Source organism: Halalkalibacterium halodurans (assembly GCF_004376175.1).
Lineage (GTDB): Bacteria > Bacillota > Bacilli > Bacillales > Bacillaceae_D > Halalkalibacterium > Halalkalibacterium halodurans.
Map to the genome: position 1 here is coordinate 19,209 of NZ_SNUY01000020.1, position 17,976 is coordinate 37,184.

The window sequence follows — 17,976 nt, forward strand, 5'->3', positions numbered from 1 at the left end:
ACTCCACAAGTATTCCTATTCAACAGTTGCCTTTAAATCGTTAATAATTTCGGCTTGGTCTGTCGCCATTCCATCATAACGACGAATCACTAGCCCTTGATCATCCACTAAGAAAAAGTCCGTCGTATGGATAATATCCTCATTTTCCGGATCTTCTTGGACGATCGAAGCAAAGGCTGTTTTCGCCAATTCTGTGATCTCCTCATCGGAGTAACCAGTGACAAACGACCAATATTCGAAGTCGGCACCGACATTTTCCCCATAAACCTTTAACAGTTCAGGAGTATCGCGATCAGGATCAACCGTAAAGGACACAACCTTTACATCTAGTCCTTCTTCGATCATTGCATCTTGAAGGTTAACCATATTAGGAGTCATAATATTGCACACACCCGGACAGTGAGTAAAAATCATGTTCACTAGCCAATAGTTCCCTTTCAGCTGTTCTGTTCCAAATGGGTCCCCTTCTTGATTCACATATTCAAAATCTGGTACGGTCAAGCCTGCTTCCGAAATATCGAAGGCTGGATCAGTTGCCTCATTGTTACTCCCCATATCATAAAGCCAGTTACAGCCGCCTAACATCAAAGCAAGGACGGCAATTGTCATCCATCTTTTCAATTCGTTTCGACCTCTCTTATTTGACAGTCGGAACATCACTAATGGTGAGCGCCCCGTCCTGCTGTTTTTCTTTTAATAACCATTGTTTAAATACATAGCCGATCGTAAACCCGTATGTGATCTCCTGCATAATCTTCATCAGGACGCCAGCTAATTGTTGATCCATTCTTGTTTCTAAAAAAGTAAATGAGTCTGGGCCATTAAATACTGACAGTGGAACCGACGATCCCGGAGGCAAGCAATAGGCCATCACTTCCGCCCAAATAGCTGGATTCGTATACGTTTGATAAAGAGGTTGCGGTGCAAAAATAATGAGCGCACACGCCGGTGTAATGAGAATCCCATTCGCAAAAATATAGCCGATCCGCCGCAAATCCGATAGCTTGGACGTACTTGGAATCGGAGCAATCATGTGCCACCACATTAAAAAGGCACCGTACAGTAATAAAAACTGATACAAGCTATGAAGGATTGGGGATTGCATCAAACTATCAAACATAAATGGGACGTGATACAATGAAAATAACCCATTAAATAGCAATAAAGCAACAATCGGATTCATAGCTATTTTTGCAAACTGCTCAGACCATGGACGTCTTAACTTTTCAAAAATAGCAGAAAACACCCAAGCTGGCGTTCCTAGTAAAAAGAGGGGTACCGCAATAAAATAAGCAAACACCATTTGTGCCATATGAAACGTGATCATCAAATGCCCAGCAACATAAAATGGGCTACCCCAACCTATATAAAGAGCAATTAGGCCTAAAACAAAGTAGATCTTTTTGCGGATAGGTACTGGTTCACTATTTGTAAATCGTTCTCGCCATTTCGTTGCAATCATAAAATAAACAAAGCCAACCATGGCTAAGATGATGATCAGTTCAGGAGTCCAAAGAGCACGAAACCCAAAGTTTGAAAAAAGCTGATCCAAGAAAATCCCTCCTAAATCAAAAAACACCTTGCATTCATAGCAACACATGTCCACTCTAATGATAGCACAGTTTGACGTTTGCAGAATGGCTTGAATCTGTCCATTTTGTTACCTTATTTTGAAATCCAATAAAAAACAGACATAGAAAGGAAGTAAACATGCCACAACGACATTTAATTGCCCTTGATTTAGATGGAACCTTACTAACAGACAACAAAACCATCTCCATGAAAACAAAACAAACGATCCAAAAAGCACGAGAAGCGGGTCACATTGTTGTAATTTCAACAGGCAGACCTTATCGGGCTAGTATCCAGTATTACCAAGAGCTACAGCTCGATACAGCGATTGTTAATTTTAACGGTGCCTTCGTCCACCATCCGAAAGATTCCAGCTTCGGTACATATCACCATCCATTGGAGCTTTCAACGGCTAGGCAAGTAATTGAGACGTGCGAGGCGTTCGACGTGTCCAACATTATGGTGGAGGTCATCGATGATTATTATTTGCGCTATTATGATGAGCTGTTTATTCAAACCTTTACGGAAGGACAGGGGCCCGTCGAGCATGGGAATTTGCTTAAAAAATTAAGGGATGATCCTACATGTGTTCTCATTCATCCGAAAGACGATCATGTGAGTGAATTACGATCCTTATTAGACGGAGCGCATGCAGAAGTGATTGATCAGCGAACATGGGGAGCGCCATGGAATGTCATTGAAATTGTAAAAGCTGGCATGAACAAAGCGGTCGGTCTCAAGCGAATTGCTGACTATTATCAAGTACCGAAAGAGCGGATCATTGCGTTTGGCGATGAGGATAATGATTTCGAAATGCTTGAGTACGCTGGAAAAGGGGTCGCCATGGCGAATGCCATTGATCCATTAAAAGCTCTTGCCAACGACATCACATTATCTAATGAAGACGATGGGATTGCTGTTTATCTTGAAGAGGCGCTAAATCTTTAATGGTGTATTGCGGGTAGCGGAATGGCGCCCAAGTTTTTTGAAAGAGACAATCACATATTTCGGTCTACTCCCTTGACCCATTTTATGTTAGGCTAGTCTTAAGAAAGAAAGTGCAGGTATTTGGGAGGATAGGAGAATGGTGAACGTCTATAAACTGCCACGTAATGCGGATCGAGATACGCAAATACAACTGGCAGATCTACTTATGGGGCAATTGGAATCCATAGGGACAAAAGAGCCTTATCAACAAGCATTAAAAACCATTGAGCTAGCGCTACATCCAGATTCACAAGCACATATCTTTGTCGCAGAAAAGGATGAAGCAATGGTTGGAGCTGCTTTTCTTAATGTTGGTCTTAGCCTTGATAAGGGAGGCTACTATATTTGGCTCAATGATTTGTATGTGCATAAAGAACACCGGAACCAAGGAATTGCTAAAAAAATTCTACTCAAAATTATTTACTGGGCTGAAACGAAAGAAATCAAAGGAATTGAATTAGAAACAGGAATTAACAACGAGGCAACAAAGGCACTTTACAATTCATTAGGCTTTTATGATATTATTTCGAAACGATACGGATTTCGCTTTTAACCTTTCTGCACCGGCTTTTTAAGCTAGGTGCTTTTTTTGACGAAAGAAACGCCCATTTCTTCCTGAAGTGGGCGTTTTACTTCTTTTTTTTCGATCTCTTACATATGATAAAGCAACTTAAAACCGAAAGCGACACTCCCTGTTCGTACATGATTGTCGTTAAAAGTTGTCACCTCTCCATCATTTGTCCATCTTCCACTGCTGGGGATCCCTGATGTGAGATCAGGAAAAAGGAGTGTATCACATGCGAGATGCTTTTCAAGGTGTTGAGTTTGTTGATCTGTCTGTCAACCTTCCCAAAAAAACATTACATCATTTCATTAAGCAAATGATGAATGAAGAGTACTCCCTCTACTGGCGCTACGATGAGGATCAAATTAAATTATTAATCGAAAAAGAACAAACCGTACACGAAATCCCTTTTATTAAAAATGCACCTTTTTTAACTCTTTCTGCTAAGTCCCTTTTTGTGACTGAGCCTATCATAGCACAAGCCATCGAACGGCTACTGCAATCGGAAAAAGGGTCAGGAGTCGTCAAACGCCATACGAAGGGCCCCCAATACATTACGTCATATCAAGAGGGGGATATTGAATCAATGATTGAGATTGATGGGAGTGAAAAAGTGATGATGAACCGAAATGGCTCGATGATTCAGTACAAAGATGATGACCAAACAATGGAACCGCAAACAATTTACAACATCGTCAGTCTCGAAATTGATTATCTATTAATGGAATTATACGAAGCGCTCCAATCCCGCGATTCAAAAGTTATTGAAACGTGTAAACAAAAGCTCTCCCGACTCGCCAACCAACGCAAACAGCTGGAGCCGCTCGTGCGGCAACAATGATTCTTCCATTACCATATGAAGAAGCAAGCACATTATGACAACTTTTTTCTCGCTTGCTTCTTTTTTTGTCAAAAATTTTGCTGCAACTAGTAGGTTATTTTTTGTTTTATGAAATTAGAGCCCAGTCCATTCATAGGAGATGATGTTCGTAAACACGCACGCTTCACTGGAACTACCATTAATGTAGTGATGCACCTGATCGGCTGGAAAATGAATACCGTCCCCTCTTTCCAGCACATACACTTCATCCCCGATTTTGACGTTTAACGTCCCTTTCTCCACAATGACAAATTCATGCACACCTTGAGCATGGCCTTCAGACGTATGGTCCGTCCCTGCTTCCAGCTTCACCGAAAAAATTTCAAACGGCTTGTCTTTCGAACGGGGAAAGAGAGGAAACACTTGAAAATCACAGCCATCAATGATCGGTAGTACTTGATCACGTTTAATCACTGTAACATTCGGCTTCTCATCCTCAATAAAAGCGGTGAATGAGACGTGAAGGCCTGTGGCAATCTTCCATAATGTACTTACTGTTGGATTCGATTCTCCACGTTCAATTTGACCGAGCATCGGTTTACTTACCCCTGTTTTCTTCGCTAACTGATCAAGAGTCATGCCTCGATCTGAACGAATTCTTTTCAGTCGTTGTCCAATTCGTTTGGAAAGCATCTCTTTGTTCATAAAAAACTCCTTGTCGTGATATACGTTATAGCGTACAATTATATTATAAAACAAACGGAACAGTAAATCATTAGAGAGGACATGTTTTATGGAAACTGCGTCAAACATGATAAAAGCAAGAGAGACTGATTGGCTACGTGGTGCTGCCATCGGTTCAAGCATTGCCATCGGCTATATTCCCGCGGCCTTAACCTTTGGCCTCTTAGCAAAGGGAACCGGCTTAACCTTACTTGAAACAATTGCGATGAGCTTGTTCGTTTATGCCGGTGCATCGCAATATATGGCTTTAACGCTCATCGCTATCGGGACCGGAACGATTGAAATCATTTTAACCACGTTTATCGTCAACATCCGTCATTTGCTTATGTCTGCTTCGATTCGTGCAAAGATGGAAGACACCCATCCAGTGAAACGAGCGATCACCGCTTTTGGTATAACCGACGAAGTGTTCGCCCTTGTCACCTCCCAAGATAGACGATTGACAAATGGATTTGTTATTGGTGTTGCTGTGATTGCCTATGTAAGCTGGGTCGTTCATAGCGCCGTTGGCTACATCGTTGGATCTGCTCTTCCCGCCACATTACAGCAAGGAATGGGAGTGGCATTATACGCTATGTTTATCGCTCTCTTAATTCCTTCTGTGAGAAAACATCGTTCTGTTCTTATTTTAGCGGGAACAGCTGCACTTTTAAACGGGTTATTTTCACTCTTTTTCCCAAGTGGATGGTCGATCATCCTAGCAACGCTCATTGCCTCTGTTGGTTATGAAATTGGAAAAGCAAAGAAAGGAGCGAGAGCATGAGTTTAATGATGGTTTGGTTAATCCTTGGAATGGCGCTTGTGACGTACATTCCTCGTATGCTACCGCTCGTATTTTTAGATACGGAAAAATTCCCCCAATGGATGAAGGGTGTATTACAGAATGTCCCTTACGCCGCACTCGGTGCTCTTATTTTCCCAGGGATTTTAGGGGCTCACGATCAACTTTGGATCGCTCTTTTTGGAGGAGTGGTTGCTGTAGCCTTTGCCTATCTTGGCGCCAACTTAATCGTAGTGGTTTTGGCGAGTATCGGGTTTGTTAGCGGACTCACCTATTTCTTTTCTTAATCTGACCTCCATTCTCCTTTGTAAAAAAGAGCGTAAAGCGTTCACAAAAAGATCGTAGCGACTGAGCCGAAGCCACGGGTGATAAAAAAATCACGGTGAGCTTGCAAACCGATGAACTGATCATGGACACTCTCGGGATGTCGCTTCGTGTTTGGCGCTTTGCGCTCCTCATCACTAGTTAGCCTTTTTTATCAATAAAAGCAGATCACATTCCCCTTCTTCACTCCCTTAGCCTCCCTTTCATTTCTACATCAGACAGGTTACAATAATAGAATGGTTCTCTGACGAATTTTAAAAAACGTGGAAGTTAATTGCTAGAGGAGGCCACTATGGCGGAAACAACTCCATCTCTTTCCATTGAGTATGTGCAGCACTTACTAAATAAAAAATTCCAATCGTATATTGCTGAGCGCGGAAAGCGATATCATGAAGAAGGTAAAGTGATTAACTTTTCCGTTCAGTCGAATAACAGGATTGAAGCACAGGTAGACGGAACACATTTATACCATGTGACAGTGGTTCTTGACGACTTTGGCCTGAGCAACTGCACGTGTCCATACGAAGACTACTGTAAACATATGGCAGCCGTCTTGTATGAATGGCAACATCGCCAAGTACTAGCCAACATCTGGGATAAAAATATTCCGCAACCTGTGATCGATACGCTCCATCCTGTACTGTTTTCAACCTATCGTCAGCTCATATCAAGAGCTTATTTAACAGTGGCACAGGTAGAGGAGCTGATGGAAGCCATGAAAACAGCTGTGAAGCAACACTTTTCAGATGCGGAAGCGGCGGTCATTTATATTTATATCATTCAAGCCATGTACGGTATGGCCACGTCCTATCAAACGTACGAACGACAAGAACGACGGTTTTCTTCTTTTTTTCAAGGGCTACAAGAATTCATAATCCAAGCGCTACCTGCCCTATCAGACGGTGACCTGCTACGGCTTGCCAAGGCGATGTTCCGTTCCTTTTTGTCTAATGAAAACACGGAATACGGACCTTGGGAATCTCTAATGAGGGAGTTTCTCCCCCTCGTTCCGTCACGACTATATCAAAGGCTATCCGATTTATTAGACGCTACGTATGAAAAGCAACCGCTAGGAAAAAAAGGGCGGTTAGTGAAAAGCTATTTTCTCCTAGCTGAAGGACATGGTCTACTCGCATTACAGCAGCTTGAAGGTCATACGATCCGAGAGCCTGATGTCCTTCCTCATATGACATGGATGAAAACAAATCACGCATGGACAACGATGAAAGCATGGTTTCACATGCTCTTTCCTCGTAAAGAGTCGGCCTTTCTCTACCTACAGCCGTTTTACGATGAAATGGAAGTTGAGACAGCCAGTGATGAATCTTTGCAATCGTCGAACGTTTGGGCACGCTGGCTCCAACAGCCTTCATATCAACGGCTGCTGTCACTAACGAAGAATTGGTCAAAAGAAAAACGCTCAGCACTTATTCAAGAGCTGCTTCCAGCCTTAAAAAATCAGCTAGAGCAAATGCCTTCACGGATAGCGTATATTAAGCTCCTCACCCTAGAAAAACGAGCGGAGGAAGGGGCGAACTATTTACTACAATATGAAACAGAGCCTTTTCGTTTACGCCCTGAGGTAAATGAATTACTGCAAATGATTCAGCGTGAAAACAGAGAACTGCTGTTTCCTGTTTACCATCAATTCGTGCTCCGTTTAATCGAAAAAAAATCCAGACCTCATTATGAAGAGGCTGTCCATTTTTTAAAAATCTTGCATTGTTTGTATAAGGAAACCGAAGACAAGGAACGCTTTCACCAATACATTCGCCGGTTAAAATATACGTATAAATCGTACCGAGCGTTGCTAGAGGAGTTGAGACAGCTTGATTCCTAATATCATCGTCCACGGTGGTTGGTTCAAAGATCACTTTTTCATTTGGGGTGAAGAGCAAGCCTCTTCCTCCTCAGGCCGAATCGTTCGTTTCGAATATCCTTTTTTATATTCACCCTTTGAGTTAAGGCTTGCCCTGTTTCGGCATGATCCTCATTCTTTTTACGGGAGTTTTTTGCAACATGGCCAAGCTGTTTTAGAAGTCCCATTGGCGGAAAGAGCGTTTCATTCCCCTGCGGGTACAACAACGATCTACCAAGCCGAACCCTCGATGAAATCGTTTCGTTTTCCTGTCGAAGGGATTATGCTCTCGGCCGATGAATTGTTTGACTACGGTTTATTTTTGTCAAAGCTTGGGTCATCTTCGTCTGATGAATGGGTATTGGCTGACGACTTTCACTTTTGGCTCCATTTTTTCTTGTACATTCGCCAATCCATCAGAAACGGAGCCTTTTCACCATCCGCTCAAGGAACGTGGGTACTTAATAATCCGCATTGGAAAGCTTGGGCAGAAGCCATGCCCGAGGTGTGTCTTGCCCTTACGGAAAACGCCCCTCTTATTCAAACAACGGAAGAAGAACCAGTTCATGAACAATTGCAGGCGATCGGTGAGCACCTGACCGATAAGTGGATTCGCCGTTTGCTTCAAACAGATAAAGGGAAAGATCGCTTTCTTTCTTATGTTCAGTCGCTCCATCCATCTGTCAAACGAACGCTTGAACAGATGGGACCTTACGGAGAGGGACCGACGGAAGAGACGCATTCAGAAAAAGTAGACCGTGATCACTTTCTCGAAGCCGTTGGTGTGAAACCTCAGGCGCCATTCCAATGTGCCTTTGTGTTAAAAGAACCGATAACGGGTAAGACGGATTGGACCCTGTCCCTATGTGTGGTCGATAAAGTCAATCCATCGATTATCGTGGAAATGGAAGAGCTAAGCCAAGGGCAACACCCATGGCGAATGAATCCAGTACCATTACTAAAAGAACGGTTACCAGCCGTCACCGATCGTCTTCCTCTTTTGCAATCGATAAAGCTTTCTTCTCCTGTCATAAAGCTATCGAATGAGGAAGCATATCATTTGTTTACAACCTATGATGAATACTTAAAGGAACTTGGCTTTCGTCTCATCGTTCCTCGCTGGCTCACCCAACGAAGGCCATTAAAAGTGAAACTGAAAATGGATGCCCACGCCTTGCACTCAGAGGTGGAGCCACTATTAAATTGGCAAAGCGTCGCTTCGTTTCAATATGAACTGGCGATTGGGGATAACCGAGTTTCGCTAGAAGAATTCCAAACGTTTGTAGATGAAAACCGTCCGTTTTTACAGCTTAATGGCGAATGGATTGCTTGGGACCCATCCTTAGCTAAAAAATTGCGCGCTTATTTGAATAAGCTTGAACACGGGCAAACGACTTATCTTGATGCTTGGCGATTAGAGCAATCGGAAGAAGGATCTTTTCAAGAAGCGGTGGAGTGGGAGCTTGAGTGGAGCGCTGAAATCGAACAAAAGATCAAACAGTTGTTTCAACAGAACGTTCCATTAAGACCAGCACCTGCTTCCCTTCAGGCGACACTTCGTCCTTATCAGGAAGAGGGGGCTTCTTGGCTTATCCACCTTCGAGAGACAGGCTTTGGCGGTTGCCTAGCCGATGATATGGGGTTAGGAAAAACCGTACAGACCATTTCCTACATTCTCTATGTGCTCGAACACGGACAGCAGAACAAAAAGCCATTTCTATTGTTTTGTCCTACATCGCTCATTACAAACTGGGTTCATGAATGTAAAACGTTTGCTCCAAGCCTAAATGTTTATGTTCACCATGGACAACAGCGTCATCAAGAAAATGAGACGGCTTGGCGCGAAGCAGATATTGTCATTTCCTCCTACTCCTTAGCATATAAAGATCTCGACCAATGGAAGGACATTGAATGGAATGGACTAATCCTTGATGAAGCACAGCAAATCAAAAACGTTGATACGAAACAGCGGCAGGCGGTGAAATCCATTCGTGCAGCTCATCGAATCGCGTTAACTGGGACACCAATTGAAAATCGGTTAAAAGAATTATGGTCGATCATGGATGTATTGAACCCGTCCTATTTAAAATCACTCACCCATTTTACGCGGACCTTTATTAAGCCGATTGAAAGAGAAAAGGATGAAGCACGCCTTCAAGAATTGCAGCAACTCATTCAACCGTTGCTGCTACGGAGAAAAAAATCCGATGAAGCCTTAGCACTACAACTACCTGAAAAACGAGAGCACGTTCATCGTGTGTCACTAAGCGTCGAGCAAGCGGCATTGTATCAGGCGGTCGTTGATAACATGGTGCATCAGCTTGGCGACGTGACCCATATGGAACGGCGAGCACTCATCTTAAAAACTCTCACAAAGCTGAAGCAAATTTGCAACCACCCTGCCCACTTTTTAAAGGATAAAAACGTTGATGCTCATCAATCAGAAAAATGGGAGTTGCTGCTAACCTTAAGTGAGCAAATCATGGATCGACAAGAGAAAATGCTCATCTTTACGCAATTTAAGGAGATGGGTCATTTAATGCAAGATGCGTTTCAGTCGCAAATAGGTACACCGATCCCATTTTTGCACGGCAGTTTATCACGCCAACAAAGACAAGAAGCGGTAGAACGATTTCAAAATGACCGCGAGCTGCCAATCTTTATTCTTTCGCTCAAAGCTGGAGGGGTTGGGCTAAATTTAACAGCGGCCAATCATGTCATTCATTACGATCGGTGGTGGAACCCGGCGGTGGAAAATCAAGCGACCGACCGCGCCTATCGAATCGGGCAAACAGCGGATGTCACGGTCCATAAGCTAATGACAGAAGGAACATTGGAGGAGCGAATTCATCAAATGCTTGAGAGCAAGCAAGCTCTCGCCGAGCAAATTTTAACGGCAGGCGAAAACCAACTAACTGAGCTAACAGACGACGAATTGTTAGCACTCATCCGACTATAGAAAGGAGGATTCTATGGCCGCGGACGATCGTTTTTCCCATTATTGGCGATTGAAAAAGCAGTTGCCAAAAATCGACGACACTCCGATATATGAAGATGAATCCTTGTTAAAGGAAGAGTGGCTAAAACTAAGAAAAGCGATTCAAGAGGAAGCAAAGAGCGCTTTTCCACCGAACACAGAAAAGAGCGAAGACTAATTGTCTTCGCTCTTACTTTAGGCTCTATAATATTTGTTGGGGTTAAGAAACAAATATGAGCATAAAAAAACACGCAAACATCCAATTCTTTTATACTTGAGTTGACTAGAAACAAGTTTGAAAGAATGGAGTTGCGTGCATATGAATTTTACCATGAATTTTCCTGGGTTAAAAGATACATTCATTACCAAGGTTGAAGAGGTTGGAGAGATCGTGCGTCTTTATGTGGAGATGGAGCGGAAAGTACACCGTTGTCCTAAATGTCAGAAGAGGACAAAAAAAGTTCATGATTATCGTATTCAAAAGATCAAACATTTAAAGTGGTTTGAAAGGCAAACACAGATTTTTTATAAGAGACGTCGTTATGTTTGCGCTTGTGGGAAGAGATTCGCCGAGAATAATTCGTTTGTAGAACGATACCAACGTACTTCTATTGAGTGGAACCAGGCAGTTGCTATTCGAGCGATCAAAGGAAAAACGTTTAAAGAAACAGCTGAGAATTATGGAAGTTCTGCCACAACCATCGTTCGCCGGTTTGACCAAATTTCAAGCAGTGAAATTCGTCCCGTAGAGGAATTGCCAGCTATTATTGCCATTGATGAGTATAAAGGAGATACAAAGGAAGGAAAATATCAGCTGATTATAGCTGACGCAGTGACAAAAGAGCCCTTAGATATTCTGCCGAACCGTTATAAGCGTACGATTAAAGATTACTTAAGAAGACATGGAAGTAAGGTCCAGATGGTGATTATGGATATGAGTCCATCCTTTAAAGCTGCTGTTCAAGAGGCTCTGGGAAGGCCAGTTATCATTGCAGATCGATTCCACTTTTGTAGATATATCTACTGGGCACTTGACGGAGTAAGGAGAAGAGTACAAAAGGATTTTCATGCATATGACCGCAAGAAGTGTAAGCGAATGAAACATGTATTCCACAAGGAAAACAGCAGGTTGACAGAGGAAGAGCGTTGGTACTTGGATCGTTACTTAAAAATGTCAACAGAGCTTCAAAAGGCTTATGAATTAAAGGAAGCTTATCAGGACTGGTTTAAACGTTCCAAAGAAATAGGGGCAACCCAAATAGAAAGAGTCAAAAAGGAATTAAAAGCGATCTATAAATTAGTTAAGAATTCAGGGATACCAGAAATGTGCAGAGCTATAGGCACCTTCGAAAACTGGCAGACGGAAATTTTAAATAGCTTTGCGTATGGTTATTCAAATGGATTTTTAGAAGGGATTAATAATTCCACAAAGGTACTAAAGCGAAATGCATTTGGTTTTAGAAGCTATGAACGCTTTCGAGCAAAAATACTATTAACACATAAGTATAAAAGAATTGGGGTTCACATCGGTTAATGTTGTTTTGTGGCGAACGAGAAATTACGTTTTATTCGGTTGAAGGCTGGTACCAGCCTTCAACCGAATAAAAGGCCACCAAGCGTAGCGCGGTAGCCCTTCACCCCAACATTTGACGGAGAACCTTACTTTATGACGGTCGTTTGTGCTTTGTATGGAGACGGCTTTGGAACCGATTCGCCATCAACTGCAGCGACAACGACTTCTGCTAGCAACGTGTACGTACCTGACTCAAGGTCTCCTGCTGGGATCGATTCGGTCCATGTTTTCGATTCCCCTGCTGCAAGCGTCTCATCAATGAGCGCCATCGTAAACATCTTATCGTCCGAGTAACGATAGACTGTATCACCTGCTTCATTTTTCAAGATCAACTCATATTGCTGACCTGAAGAAAATTGAAAATGAACATCTTGATCGGTCGTGTTTATGAGCGTAATCGTTGCTTCGATTTGATCTCCTACTGTTTCTGCTGATACAGATACATTCACACCATTCACCTCAGATTCTTCTTCTTTTAGTTCTTCAGCATCCCCATTCGTTCCATCACCACTTGGCTCAGAACTGGTCCCCTGCCCGCAAGCAGAAAGAGTAGCGAGACCTAATGCCAATAATAGGGTCAAACATCTTCTCATCTTTCTTCACTCTCCCTTCAACAAAAACCTGCCATTTACGTTTTGCGAAACAATCCGTATACACCCTCTGTATGCACAATATTCGTGAACGCCTCTGGGTCCACTTCTTGAACAACGTGTCGTAAGTCATACAGCTCGTAACGCGTAAGGACGATCATCAGCACTTCTTTATCATCCTCTAAATACCCACCTTTTGCCGGCATTCTCGTGATCCCTCGTGTGATTCGCTCGTGAATCGCTTTTCGCAATTCTGTCGGCTTCTTCGTGACAATCATCGCAGTGAGCTTAACATGGCGAGTATGAATCGCATCAATGATCCGGGATGTCACGTATAACGTCACAAGAGTGTACAATGCTTTTTCTGCATCAAACAAAAAACCTGATGCGACCACGATCAACCCATTCAAAAGGAAAAAATAAATGCCGACGGGACGATCACTGACTCTCGATAACAAGAGGGCAATAATGTCCAATCCACCAGATGAAGCGCCGACTTTCAACGTGATTCCAGCACCAATTGCCGCAACCACCCCGCCAAATACAGCGTTTAACAAAATATCAGGGGAAAACGCCTGAACCGGAAACACTTCTAAAAACAGCGTCGTCAATGCCACACTTAGAAAGGAGTAAACCGTGAAGGCCTTCCCGAGCTTTAACCAACCGATAATTGCAACTGGAATGTTGAGCAACAACAGTAAAATCCCCGTCGATAGAGGCAAGAGCGTTGCTAAGATTTGCGCCACTCCCGTAAACCCACTAGCAAATACATCAGCTGGAATAAGGAAGAAGTTTAAAGAAGCAGCGAGAAAAACAGCTCCTATCACAACAACGACGATCTTTTTTAACTCATTCCACATCGTCTGCTTCATCATGTCCTCACAGATGTAGTCGTTGCCATTAACTGTCTTACCATCCAATCGACGCTCTCCAGTAGGGCTGCTCGTGAGACTTTGTGATCACCCCGAGGATCAGACGTAAACACCACTTGCTCATAGTTTCTTTGTTGTAGCTGCTCATTCAGTTGCTGAGAGTAGGCAAAAGGAACAACGTTATCACGCTCCCCATGCCACAAATAAAGCGGACGATTGTTTAAAGCATCAATCTCCTCGCCAAGATCAACCTCTTTCAATTTAATGAGGGTGTCTTCCTTTATTTCATTCGCCAGTGTAACCCCTCTTTCCTCAAGAAACTCGATCTGCTTTTTTGCAAAGTGCTGGTAAAAGGCACTTCCCATTAAGCTAGCACCTGCCCTGATCCAAGGGTATTTCTTTAAGGCGCCGAACATAGTGATCGCCCCCATTGATGTCCCTGTTACACCAATGGCGTCGCTAGCCGTCCACCCGTTTTCCACGACAAAATGTTTCATCTGAGGTAACTCTTCAATCGATCGCAGCACGATTTCCCAAAAGGAAAGCTGCAATTTCTGTTCGTCTTCAAAAGCTGCCCGTTCTCCGTGATAGAGGGCTTCTGGTAAGATGACGCGTATCCTCTTTTGTGCAAGTAAATACGCATGATGAAGATTATGCTCCTTCGCACTAGTAAACCCGTGTAAAAAAAACACGGTCGGTAAAGGCTCATGACGGAGCTCTTCTTGTACTACATGTAACGCCGGAATTGAAGCAATGGTTTCATTTGTAACGGATATCATCATCTCACTCCTGCTTTTTTCATTTCCATTTTTTCTAATTATAGCATTGTCCAGTAAAGAACACATCTTGTATCCTTTTAGACATTTTACCGCTTCTTTTTTCTCATACGGCTATCCTTTGATTATAAAAGGTGGCTCTCAAAAAGAAAAATGCATGAAGCAACATTTAAGGCTTCATGCGTTCTTTTTCTTATTATAATGTTGAATGCTGTAGAGGGCCCCTTCTTCCACCATTCGATTGTCCTCTGTATCATAAGGATCTGGATGACCAATGGAGATTCGTTTCGTTTTGTCGCCTTCTTTTTTCTGTTGGTTCCCTATTTTCACGACTCGTTTAAGCTTGCTCCGTATGGTGCAATTGTTCAGTGCATATGCTGTGACCCCTGCGATCGTAACGACTCCAGTTAGCCAGCCTAACGTTTTTTTCATTTTCACACCTCTCCTTTCTTTATCAATCCATTCCCAGCCTTACGTTCACTGAAACATGGTGTACATGAAAGTCAAGCTGGAGCACACACTAGCTTTAAAGGAGGGAAACGCGTATGGTAACGAAAGACAACAATAAGAAAAAGCAAGATCATCAGGCAGCTCGTGAGCTAAAGAACCAACAGGTGAAAGAGAATGCGAGACACGGAAAACATACGTATTCGAAAGATACCGATCACTTGTAATAAGTATATACGAAGCCGCTCCTTAAATCGAAAAGCACCCGTCATTAGTAGATACGGGTGCTTCCAGCTTATTTTTTATAAAGTTCATGGACATCTTTCACAAACCATTCAAGACCGGATGTCACCTCTCCAGTCCACTCAAGCATACCACCAGCATAGTTTTTCACATCACGGAAGCCTTGATCTTTTAAATAGAGCGCTACATTTTGGCTTCGGCTCCCGCTGCGGCAGACGAAGATGTAGGACTTTTCCTTATCCATTTCCGCAACGACGGCTGGGATGGACGACATCGGTAACAGCGGAAGTCCTGGAATATGTCCCGCCTCATACTCTTCTGGCTCACGGACATCGACGACAATCGTCTCATCGCCCTTTTCATTTAATAAAGCAGCTAGTTCAGTTTCCTCTACTTGTTCAATCCCATCTAATTCAAAAGCCATCTCTTAATCACCTCAATTGTTATCATACCAAAAAAACGTCTACTCTACAGGCTGCTTACGCAATTTCCATAATCGGTACGAATGGGTCACAATCACTTTGCCGACGGCGTAAGTTGGAACGGCCAATAGCATTCCGACCACTCCTGCAAAGCGGCCTGCCACAAGGAGAATGAAAATAATCGTAATCGGATGAATCGCTAACTTTTTCCCCATGACTTGCGGAGAAATAAGATTGCTCTCGATTTGCTGAATCACCACGACCACAATTACGACAATGAGCGCGGTGAGCGGTGAGTCGATAAAGGCCACAATGACCGCTGGAAATGTTCCAATCCACGGGCCAACGAATGGAATCACATTCGTAAACATGGCAACAAGGGCTAAAATCAACGCATAATCCAGACCAATAATTAAATAAGCAATATAGCAGAGAATACCTACACAAAAGCTGACGATAATCTGCCCTTGAATGTAAGAGCTTAACATTTTATCCATATCGGCTAAGATAAGTCGACCTTCGTGCTGCTGCTTCTTGTTGAAAAGCTTCAACAATTGAACGGGCAGCTTTTCCCCTTCTTTTAGCAAGTAGAACAAAATAAATGGGACGAGGACAAGGATGATAAAAAAGTTCGCAAGTGCCCCAATAAAGCCTGTAATATTGGCACCAATCGTTCCAATAATATCATTTAAAGAATTGACGAAGCGTGAAATCATCTCCTCAGGCTGGAACGTTTCACTTTCTTGGAATCGATTAAACAGCTCATTCGACTGTAAGGCTATAAACGTATCCCGTACTTGATTGATCAACGTAGGCAAATTATTATACAAACTTTGGAACTGTCTCTGTAGCTCTGGTCCGACAATTAACGAAAAGGCCGTGAATGCTCCAATAATCATTAAAAAGAGAATCAAGATCGACAGCCCTCGGTTCAGTTTTTTCGACAATAGCCCTACGATCGGACGGAATAAATAGTATAGAATTCCGGCAATAATGACTGGCGCAAATAGTGTTTGAACGAATACGACAATTGGACGGAAAATCCAATCAACAAGCGAGCCTAAATAAATAATGAGTAAAACAAGTACGATTCCATAACCGAATCGAAACCACTTCCCCTGGGGCATATGTACTCGATTCCTTTCAGCGTTTTTTTCAATTTCCATGCCATTACATTATACCATGCTTTCCAGTTTCTTCGAAAGAGAAACGGAAAAGCGCAGCAATTGACCCAAAGCACCGGAGTGAAAGAACAAACCGATAAGTTTGTGAACCGATGATGATTGGCAAGCTTTTAAAGGAGAAAAGATTCTCAGTTGTTGTACAAAAAAACGGTCCGACTATGTCAGACCGCTTGAACTTATGATTTTAGTAGACGCCGGCACGTTTGCCGTTTAATGAGCTTATGAGGAATAATAATTTGTGCTGGCGGTCGCTCTGGATCTTTCATTTTCTCGATCAAGCATTCGGTCGCTTGAAAGCCTAAGTCAAAAATATGAATATCCACTGTCGTAAGAGACGGAGAAGACAGTTCAGAAATCATTGCATTGTTAAAGCTAATGATCGACATTTCCTCCGGTACTGAAACATCCATTTCGTCTAACATGCGCAAGACACCTAATGCCATTAAATCGTCAGCCACGATTAAGGCCGTCGGTGGCTCTTCAAGGGACATTAGCTCAATGACCGCTTCTTGTCCCCCTTCTTCAACCTCATCATAGTAGACAACATACTCCTCGCGAAACGGGATTCCTGCGTTGGCAAGTGCACGCTGATACCCTTCCTTGTGGTCAATCGTCACCGTGTATTCAAGATTCCCACCAATGAATCCAATTTTTCGATGGCCGAGTAATAGGATGTACTCTGTTACCATTTTGGCTGCTTTCACATTGTCATTATTCACGAACGAAACGAGTTCCTTAAGCTGATCGTCGTACGGTCGACCGACTAGGACAAAAGGAAAATCTTCTTCAATTAAATATGGCATCACTTTGTCATCTTGTTTCGCATACAACAAAAGAATTCCATCCACCCTGCGACTCTGCACCATCTCTTTTACTTCTGCAAGCAGTTCCTCTTCCGTCTGCCCTGTGGATAAGTACAAGCCATACTTTTCAACATACGCCTTCGTCGTGATCCCGCGAATGACTTCAGGAAAAAATGGGTTCTGAAACGCAATTCTCGCAGAGCTCGGAATGATGATCCCTAACGTTTTTGTACTTTGGTTCACGAGACTCCGAGCATTGTAATTCGGATAATATCCGAGTTGCTCCATCGCTTCACGGACGCGCTCCTTTGTTCGTTGGCTAATTCTCGGATTGTTGGCAATGACTCGTGATACCGTTGACGGTGCAACCTTTGCCAGTTTTGCCACATCTTTAATTGTTACCGCCATCGGTATCCCCTCCGATCGTAAAAATTTGTA

20 protein-coding genes are annotated in these 17,976 nt (G+C 43.0%); 10 read left to right on the forward strand and 10 right to left on the reverse strand.

Annotation, left to right across the window (positions count from 1 at the left end; translation table 11 throughout):
- Positions 1–15: 15 nt before the first annotated feature.
- Both E2L07_RS08455 and ctaG read right to left on the reverse strand, forming a co-directional pair.
- Positions 16–621, reverse strand: a complete 606-nt coding sequence (locus tag E2L07_RS08455; protein WP_053430656.1) for an SCO family protein — start codon at positions 619–621, stop codon at positions 16–18.
- Positions 622–637: 16 nt separating this feature from the next.
- Complete coding sequence (ctaG, locus tag E2L07_RS08460) at positions 638–1,552, reverse strand: cytochrome c oxidase assembly factor CtaG (RefSeq protein ID WP_134229353.1); 915 nt, start codon at positions 1,550–1,552, stop codon at positions 638–640.
- A 158-nt stretch (positions 1,553–1,710) separates the two neighbouring features.
- Here ctaG and E2L07_RS08465 point away from each other — a divergent pair, with 158 nt between their 5' ends.
- From E2L07_RS08465 to E2L07_RS08475, 3 genes are all read left to right on the forward strand, one after another.
- Positions 1,711–2,520, forward strand: coding sequence for a Cof-type HAD-IIB family hydrolase (locus tag E2L07_RS08465; protein WP_134229354.1), 810 nt, complete (start codon positions 1,711–1,713; stop codon positions 2,518–2,520).
- Positions 2,521–2,656: 136 nt separating this feature from the next.
- Positions 2,657–3,112 (forward strand): GNAT family N-acetyltransferase, encoded by a 456-nt coding sequence (locus E2L07_RS08470; protein WP_053430655.1) that lies wholly within the window; start codon positions 2,657–2,659, stop codon positions 3,110–3,112.
- Positions 3,113–3,356: 244 nt separating this feature from the next.
- The gene (locus tag E2L07_RS08475; protein WP_134229355.1) at positions 3,357–3,965 is read left to right on the forward strand and encodes a hypothetical protein; all 609 of its coding nucleotides are present in this window, start codon (positions 3,357–3,359) and stop codon (positions 3,963–3,965) included.
- A 114-nt stretch (positions 3,966–4,079) separates the two neighbouring features.
- Here the strand turns inward: E2L07_RS08475 and E2L07_RS08480 are convergent, their stop codons facing one another.
- Complete coding sequence (locus E2L07_RS08480) at positions 4,080–4,649, reverse strand: helix-turn-helix domain-containing protein (protein WP_010899056.1); 570 nt, start codon at positions 4,647–4,649, stop codon at positions 4,080–4,082.
- 88 nt (positions 4,650–4,737) lie between these two features.
- Between E2L07_RS08480 and E2L07_RS08485 the strand changes: the two genes are divergently transcribed.
- From E2L07_RS08485 to E2L07_RS08510, 6 genes are all read left to right on the forward strand, one after another.
- A complete protein-coding gene (locus tag E2L07_RS08485) occupies positions 4,738–5,451 on the forward strand; it encodes an AzlC family ABC transporter permease (protein ID WP_053430653.1) in 714 nt (237 codons plus the stop codon).
- Complete coding sequence (locus E2L07_RS08490; RefSeq protein ID WP_010899058.1) at positions 5,448–5,756, forward strand: AzlD domain-containing protein; 309 nt, start codon at positions 5,448–5,450, stop codon at positions 5,754–5,756. Before E2L07_RS08485 ends, E2L07_RS08490 begins: the two co-directional genes overlap by 4 nt.
- A 329-nt stretch (positions 5,757–6,085) precedes the next feature.
- Entirely contained in the window at positions 6,086–7,633 is a 1,548-nt protein-coding gene (locus tag E2L07_RS08495) for an SWIM zinc finger family protein (RefSeq protein ID WP_134229356.1), read from the forward strand.
- Positions 7,623–10,610: a DEAD/DEAH box helicase gene (locus tag E2L07_RS08500; protein ID WP_134229357.1), complete on the forward strand. Its 2,988-nt coding sequence runs from the start codon at positions 7,623–7,625 to the stop codon at positions 10,608–10,610. Before E2L07_RS08495 ends, E2L07_RS08500 begins: the two co-directional genes overlap by 11 nt.
- A gap of 13 nt (positions 10,611–10,623) precedes the next feature.
- Positions 10,624–10,806 carry a hypothetical protein gene (locus E2L07_RS08505; protein ID WP_010899061.1) on the forward strand — a complete coding sequence of 61 codons (183 nt, stop codon included), beginning with the start codon at positions 10,624–10,626 and terminating at the stop codon, positions 10,804–10,806.
- A gap of 141 nt (positions 10,807–10,947) precedes the next feature.
- Positions 10,948–12,162 carry an ISL3-like element IS652 family transposase gene (locus tag E2L07_RS08510; RefSeq protein WP_010897126.1) on the forward strand — a complete coding sequence of 405 codons (1,215 nt, stop codon included), beginning with the start codon at positions 10,948–10,950 and terminating at the stop codon, positions 12,160–12,162.
- Positions 12,163–12,287: 125 nt separating this feature from the next.
- Here E2L07_RS08510 and E2L07_RS08515 read toward each other — a convergent pair whose 3' ends face one another.
- From E2L07_RS08515 to E2L07_RS08530, 4 genes are all read right to left on the reverse strand, one after another.
- Positions 12,288–12,794 carry a BsuPI-related putative proteinase inhibitor gene (locus E2L07_RS08515; RefSeq protein WP_010899062.1) on the reverse strand — a complete coding sequence of 169 codons (507 nt, stop codon included), beginning with the start codon at positions 12,792–12,794 and terminating at the stop codon, positions 12,288–12,290.
- Positions 12,795–12,829: 35 nt separating this feature from the next.
- Positions 12,830–13,651, reverse strand: coding sequence for a YitT family protein (locus tag E2L07_RS08520; RefSeq protein WP_041821717.1), 822 nt, complete (start codon positions 13,649–13,651; stop codon positions 12,830–12,832).
- Between the two features lie 11 nt (positions 13,652–13,662).
- Positions 13,663–14,442: an esterase gene (gene yjfP / locus E2L07_RS08525; RefSeq protein WP_134229358.1), complete on the reverse strand. Its 780-nt coding sequence runs from the start codon at positions 14,440–14,442 to the stop codon at positions 13,663–13,665.
- 174 nt (positions 14,443–14,616) lie between these two features.
- Complete coding sequence (locus tag E2L07_RS08530) at positions 14,617–14,871, reverse strand: hypothetical protein (RefSeq protein ID WP_010899065.1); 255 nt, start codon at positions 14,869–14,871, stop codon at positions 14,617–14,619.
- Between the two features lie 113 nt (positions 14,872–14,984).
- Here E2L07_RS08530 and E2L07_RS08535 point away from each other — a divergent pair, with 113 nt between their 5' ends.
- Entirely contained in the window at positions 14,985–15,113 is a 129-nt protein-coding gene (locus E2L07_RS08535; protein WP_010899066.1) for a DUF3941 domain-containing protein, read from the forward strand.
- 68 nt (positions 15,114–15,181) lie between these two features.
- On the opposite strand, the gene E2L07_RS08540 is transcribed toward E2L07_RS08535, so the two are convergent.
- The 3 genes from E2L07_RS08540 to E2L07_RS08550 all read right to left on the reverse strand — a co-directional run bounded on the left by E2L07_RS08540 (position 15,182) and on the right by E2L07_RS08550 (position 17,946).
- Positions 15,182–15,553 carry a rhodanese-like domain-containing protein gene (locus tag E2L07_RS08540; RefSeq protein WP_010899067.1) on the reverse strand — a complete coding sequence of 124 codons (372 nt, stop codon included), beginning with the start codon at positions 15,551–15,553 and terminating at the stop codon, positions 15,182–15,184.
- Positions 15,554–15,592: 39 nt separating this feature from the next.
- Positions 15,593–16,678, reverse strand: coding sequence for an AI-2E family transporter (locus E2L07_RS08545; protein ID WP_053430649.1), 1,086 nt, complete (start codon positions 16,676–16,678; stop codon positions 15,593–15,595).
- A gap of 233 nt (positions 16,679–16,911) precedes the next feature.
- Positions 16,912–17,946 carry a LacI family DNA-binding transcriptional regulator gene (locus E2L07_RS08550; protein ID WP_134229359.1) on the reverse strand — a complete coding sequence of 345 codons (1,035 nt, stop codon included), beginning with the start codon at positions 17,944–17,946 and terminating at the stop codon, positions 16,912–16,914.
- Positions 17,947–17,976: the final 30 nt, after the last annotated feature.

Coding starts and splice junctions, on each gene's coding strand:
- E2L07_RS08465 (WP_134229354.1), top strand. CDS start 1,711: ATGCCACAACGACATTTAATTGCCCTTGATTTAGATGGAACCTTACTA.
- E2L07_RS08470 (WP_053430655.1), top strand. CDS start 2,657: ATGGTGAACGTCTATAAACTGCCACGTAATGCGGATCGAGATACGCAA.
- E2L07_RS08475 (WP_134229355.1), top strand. CDS start 3,357: ATGCGAGATGCTTTTCAAGGTGTTGAGTTTGTTGATCTGTCTGTCAAC.
- E2L07_RS08480 (WP_010899056.1), bottom strand. CDS start 4,649: ATGAACAAAGAGATGCTTTCCAAACGAATTGGACAACGACTGAAAAGA.
- E2L07_RS08485 (WP_053430653.1), top strand. CDS start 4,738: ATGGAAACTGCGTCAAACATGATAAAAGCAAGAGAGACTGATTGGCTA.
- E2L07_RS08490 (WP_010899058.1), top strand. CDS start 5,448: ATGAGTTTAATGATGGTTTGGTTAATCCTTGGAATGGCGCTTGTGACG.
- E2L07_RS08495 (WP_134229356.1), top strand. CDS start 6,086: ATGGCGGAAACAACTCCATCTCTTTCCATTGAGTATGTGCAGCACTTA.
- E2L07_RS08505 (WP_010899061.1), top strand. CDS start 10,624: ATGGCCGCGGACGATCGTTTTTCCCATTATTGGCGATTGAAAAAGCAG.
- E2L07_RS08510 (WP_010897126.1), top strand. CDS start 10,948: ATGAATTTTACCATGAATTTTCCTGGGTTAAAAGATACATTCATTACC.
- E2L07_RS08515 (WP_010899062.1), bottom strand. CDS start 12,794: ATGAGAAGATGTTTGACCCTATTATTGGCATTAGGTCTCGCTACTCTT.
- E2L07_RS08520 (WP_041821717.1), bottom strand. CDS start 13,651: ATGTGGAATGAGTTAAAAAAGATCGTCGTTGTTGTGATAGGAGCTGTT.
- yjfP (WP_134229358.1), bottom strand. CDS start 14,442: ATGATATCCGTTACAAATGAAACCATTGCTTCAATTCCGGCGTTACAT.
- E2L07_RS08530 (WP_010899065.1), bottom strand. CDS start 14,871: ATGAAAAAAACGTTAGGCTGGCTAACTGGAGTCGTTACGATCGCAGGG.
- E2L07_RS08535 (WP_010899066.1), top strand. CDS start 14,985: ATGGTAACGAAAGACAACAATAAGAAAAAGCAAGATCATCAGGCAGCT.
- E2L07_RS08540 (WP_010899067.1), bottom strand. CDS start 15,553: ATGGCTTTTGAATTAGATGGGATTGAACAAGTAGAGGAAACTGAACTA.
- E2L07_RS08545 (WP_053430649.1), bottom strand. CDS start 16,678: ATGCCCCAGGGGAAGTGGTTTCGATTCGGTTATGGAATCGTACTTGTT.
- E2L07_RS08550 (WP_134229359.1), bottom strand. CDS start 17,946: ATGGCGGTAACAATTAAAGATGTGGCAAAACTGGCAAAGGTTGCACCG.